Below are 4,640 nucleotides of genomic sequence, written 5' to 3' on the forward strand. Positions count from 1 at the left end.
GTAATACGGTTTTAACCGTTTATGAACAATTGCTGGCGGAAGGATATGTGTTTTCGCGCCAGGGAAGTGGAACCTTCGTCGCAGAAACGGTACCCGACAGCTGTTTATCCACCGCCAGCCAGCCGATTGGCGGTGACGTTGAGCAACGGCGTGCCGAGCTGTCACAACGTGGCATCACGCTACTGCAACACGCCAGCGCCAGCCCGAAACAATGGGGAGCCTTTATCCCCGGCGTCCCCGATGTGAATGCATTCCCGCATCACATCTTCAGCAAACTCCAAGCACGCATAAGCCGACGCCCAACCTCACAGCGTTTGACTTACAGCAACCAGGGCGGCAGCCCGGAGCTGCGGCATGCGCTGGTGGACTATCTACGGGTATCACGTTCGGTGCGCTGCTCGCCGGAACAGATCCTGATCACCGAAGGTATTCATCAGGCGATCGATCTGGTCACCCGCATGCTGTGTAATCCAGGGGATGACGCCTGGATCGAGGAACCCGGCTATTGGGGGATCCGCAATATCTTGCGCATGAACGGCGTCAATATCTGCCCGTGGGCGGTGGATGAGGCCGGGATGGTGCCACCAGAACAACCGGCGGCCTTACCACGGCTGATTTTTGTCACCCCTTCGCACCAATACCCGTTGGGATCGGTCATGAGCCTGGCACGTCGGCAACGGCTGCTCGCTTTAGCCCGTGCGGCTGGCGGCTGGATCGTGGAGGATGATTATGACAGCGAATTCCGCTTCTCCGGCCAACCGATCCCGGCCTTGCAGGGGTTGGAAGCCGATGCACCGGTGATCTACATCGGCACCTTCAGCAAAACGCTCTATCCGGCCCTGCGGCTGGGTTATGTAGTGCTTCCCAAACCATTGATGGACGAGTTAAAAACGGCTCACGCGGAGCTTTATCGTGGTGGCCATCTGATCATTCAGGCGGCGCTGGCACAGTTTATTCAGGAAGGCCACTATACGGCGCATATCCGCCGTATGCGGTTGCTGTATGCCAAACGGCGTGGGTTCCTCACCGCGCTGATTGAACAGCATCTGGGTAAGCAGGCGTTGAGCGAGTTCAACAGCAACGCTGGGCTGCACCTGGTGCTCAACCTGCCAGATGATGCCGACGATGTCGCCATCGCTGCGGCGGCCAATGAACGTGGAGTGCTGGTAAGAGCGTTATCGCGGTATTACATGCTGCCAAATGCGCGACGCGGGCTGCTGATGGGCTTTGCTTGCGTGCCCGAAGAGCAGATGGCGGCGGCGTTTGACGTGTTGTTGGAGTGTATTGCTCTGCCGGAAGGAGCCTAAAACAAGCCCCTCACCCTAACCCTCTCCCAAAAGGAGAGGGGACCGATCGAGTAAGTTTGAAAACTCAGTGACATACCTTGGCTGAGGGGGCGATAAAATTTGCTGAGATGACTAAATGACTACCCACCTCTCCCTGCGGGAGAGGGTTGGGGTGAGGGGTATCAATCCAGCAGATCGCCAATATCATCCTGGGTGGACGGAGGGTCCTGACGCATCCCCTTGGTCAGCCACAGCAGATAAATAAAGCCAGCAAACAGCCAGGTGAAGCCCACTTTCAGCGCTTCGGGATCCAGGTTGACCCACAGCCACACCGACATACCGAAGCCAATCAGCGGCAGCAGGCCGTATTTGAACATCGCGTTCAGCCCACGGCGTTTTTGGTTAATCAGGAAGTGTTTGATCACGCTGAGGTTAACGAAGGTAAACGCCCCCAGTGCGCCAAAGCTGATCATCGACACCACCATGCTTAAATCCATCCACAGCGCCAACAGCGAGATGATGGCAACAAACACGATCGCGCGCCACGGAGTGCGGAAACGAGGATGAAGGTGGTAGAACACTTTGCGCGGCAACACGCCTTCACGGCCCATAGCGTAGAAAATACGTGAGACGCCGGTTTGTGCAGACATGGAGGAGGCATACACCCCAGTGAGGTAAGTGGCCATAAAGAAGTTGTACATCCACTTGCCGCCCACGTGCTCCGAAATAATCAGGCTGGCAGTATCCTGGTGCGGGATCAGCGCTTGCCAGTCAGGATAGGCCAGATGCGCCGCGTAGGAGACGGCAACAAAGATGCCACCGGCACAGATCACGGTGATCAGGATCGCGCGCGGCAGCGTGCGTTTGGCATCGGCGGCCTCTTCGGCCATGGTGGCAATGGCGTCAAAACCCAGGAAGGCCAGACATAACACCGCAGCCCCGGCGATCAGACCGGAAAAGTCACCGGCATCCACCAGCAGCGGCTTCATCAATGATGCCGGGCTGAGGTCGGCCTCGCTAAACGCCAGCACGATAAACAGCACGATAAACACCATCTGCAAAGCAATCAGCGTGAAGTTCACCGAGCTAAGCAGGCGCACGCCCAGAATATTCAGCGCGCTGACGCTGGCAATGGAGCCAAGAATAAACACGTAAGCAGGGATCGACGGGAATGCCTCGTGCAAGAAGATACCTAAAACCAGATAGTTAAGCATCGGCAGGAACAGATAATCGAGGATCTGCGCCCAACCTACCAGGAAACCGGTTTTCCCCCCAAAACTGCGCTGTACGTAGGAATAGGCCGAACCTGCCAGCGGCATGGCGTTGGTCATCCGGCAATAGCTCAGGGCGGTAAACAGGATGGTCACGATGGTAACCAGATAAGCGACGGGTAAGTGGCCCTGACTTAACACGGTAACCTGACCGTAGGTGGTAAACACGCCCAGTGGCACCATATAGGCAAGGCCAAACGCAACCAGGGCGGGGGTTTTAAGAACTCGTTGCAACCGAATGTTTTGCGGCATTACCGTATCATCTCCTGGCGCAGCTCAGCGCTATTCAGGGCCAATCCCAATAGGCTATTTGATTCGCTGCGGTAAAAACAAGGGGACGGATTCTGGCACAAGTTAGGCTACCGGGGAAGCTAACAATCCGCTTTCAGCCAACCAGATGGCAATAGGTAAAGAACTGGGGCATAACCCGTTGATTTATTGTTTGCAGGATGAGGAAAAGCGGTAAAAATTACCGCTTTCATTCAAATTAGCGATCAGGACTGGTAGCTAATCTGCCCGCCAACCAAAGTCCGCTCAATGCGGGTCTGGTACATTTTTTCTGCCGGTTGTTCAAACAGATTATGGTGCAGGACGATCGCATCGGCAAATTTGCCCACCTCCAGCGAGCCAATGTACTGCTCTTTGGCGATCATATAGGCCGCATCGATGGTGGCTGCACGCAGCGTCTCGATCAGGGTCAGATCGCGATCGTTATTCAGACGTGGCCCGGCTGGGTTGCCTTCGCTATCCCAGGCGCGACGGGTCATCCCCACCTGCAGGTTATACCACTCATCCAGGCGATCGATCGGCCAGTCGCTGCCATAGGCCAGCCGCGCACCGGCATCCAGGAAGCGTGCCGCAGGTTCCAGATGAGGGAAACGCGCCTCACCCAACATCTCGCGCTCTTCATCGATCAACACGCCCGGTAAACCGGCCCACTGGAACGAAAGCACCGCCGTCGCGCCCAAAGAGGCAAAGCGCCCATACTGATGGGGCGCAACCAGTTCGTTATGGGCCAACCCTGGGCGGATATCCTTGCCTGGGCAGGCCGCACGCATCAGTTCTACCGCATCCAGCACCTGCTCGATCGCCCCATCGCCTACCGTGTGGGTATGCGGATGCAGGCCAGCACGGCCACATTCGACGATCAGTGCGTTCAGCACCGGCGTGGTGAAGTAAAGATCGCCATAACGCTCACTCTTGGCTTCCCCATGATGTTCGCGGTAAGGTTCCAGCAGCGCCGCCGTCATGGTCGGTGGCTGCAACACGCCGTCGACGAACAGTTTGAGATGGCCAACAGAGATCCCGGCCTGCGGTGTCCAAGGCTGGCTGCTCCACTGTTCGGCAAAGGCGACAACTTCCTGCACCGCACGGGCAGCGTCTTCCGGCCCTTGTACGCTATCTGGCGTGACTTCTTTGGCCCCCAGCACGCGTAAGGTCAGCTCACCGCGATCGCGCAGTACGGCGAAAGCCTCCAACTGTTCCGCAAACACGCGGGTGTCCATCACCGTGGTTACGCCCTGCTCATGCAGTACCTGCTGCACATGAGCCGCCACCTGCACGTTCTGTTCCGCCGTGCCGGAAGGAATGCTGTCGAAGGCGCGCATGGCCGGAGCATCTTCCAGGATCCCGGTCAGTTGACCATCGGCATCGCGGGCGATCTTGCCATCTGGCGGCACTGGCGTATTTTCATCAATGCCCAACATCTCCAGCGCACGGCTGTTAGCCGCCAGCGTGTGGCAATCGTTAGCGAACAACGCTACCGGGCGGCGGGTGTTCAGAGAGTCCAGCAGAGTACGGCTCATGTCCGCACCCACCGGGATCATCGCCTGACGCTGCCAGGCGCGCACCGTCAGCCATTCGTCATCGCCAGCCGGATATTTATCCAGATGCGCCTGTATATGCTGCAAGGTCTGCTCTACCGTCAGCGCCGCATAGTGCAGGCTGCATCCCTTAAGCTGTTTGCCACCCCAGAATGGGTGCATATGGCTGTCGATCAGGCCCGGCATCATCATTTTGCCGTGCAGATCGATGCGTTCGGTGGTGGGTGTCGCCAGCGCAAGCACCTGCTCATCTGTCCCTA

3 protein-coding genes are annotated in these 4,640 nt (G+C 57.5%); 1 reads left to right on the forward strand and 2 read right to left on the reverse strand.

Translation table 11 applies throughout. The annotated features are described in order from the left end of the window. On the forward strand, positions 1–1,307 hold a 1,307-nt coding region (locus tag ACLQ7H_RS13080; RefSeq protein ID WP_411753047.1), incomplete at its 5' end, for a PLP-dependent aminotransferase family protein. A gap of 161 nt (positions 1,308–1,468) precedes the next feature. Here ACLQ7H_RS13080 and ACLQ7H_RS13085 read toward each other — a convergent pair. Beyond that, positions 1,469–2,809: an APC family permease gene (locus ACLQ7H_RS13085; protein WP_411753048.1), complete on the reverse strand. Its 1,341-nt coding sequence runs from the start codon at positions 2,807–2,809 to the stop codon at positions 1,469–1,471. Positions 2,810–3,051: 242 nt separating this feature from the next. Next, positions 3,052–4,640: amidohydrolase (locus tag ACLQ7H_RS13090; RefSeq protein WP_411753049.1), on the reverse strand; the 1,589-nt coding region annotated here is incomplete at its 5' end.

This window comes from Serratia sp. (in: enterobacteria), assembly GCF_046715635.1.
In the GTDB taxonomy this organism is placed as follows: domain Bacteria; phylum Pseudomonadota; class Gammaproteobacteria; order Enterobacterales; family Enterobacteriaceae; genus Chania.

Bases quoted from the DNA above. Each gene is read 5' to 3' on its own strand.
- ACLQ7H_RS13085 (WP_411753048.1), bottom strand. From the start codon at position 2,809: ATGCCGCAAAACATTCGGTTGCAACGAGTTCTTAAAACCCCCGCCCTG.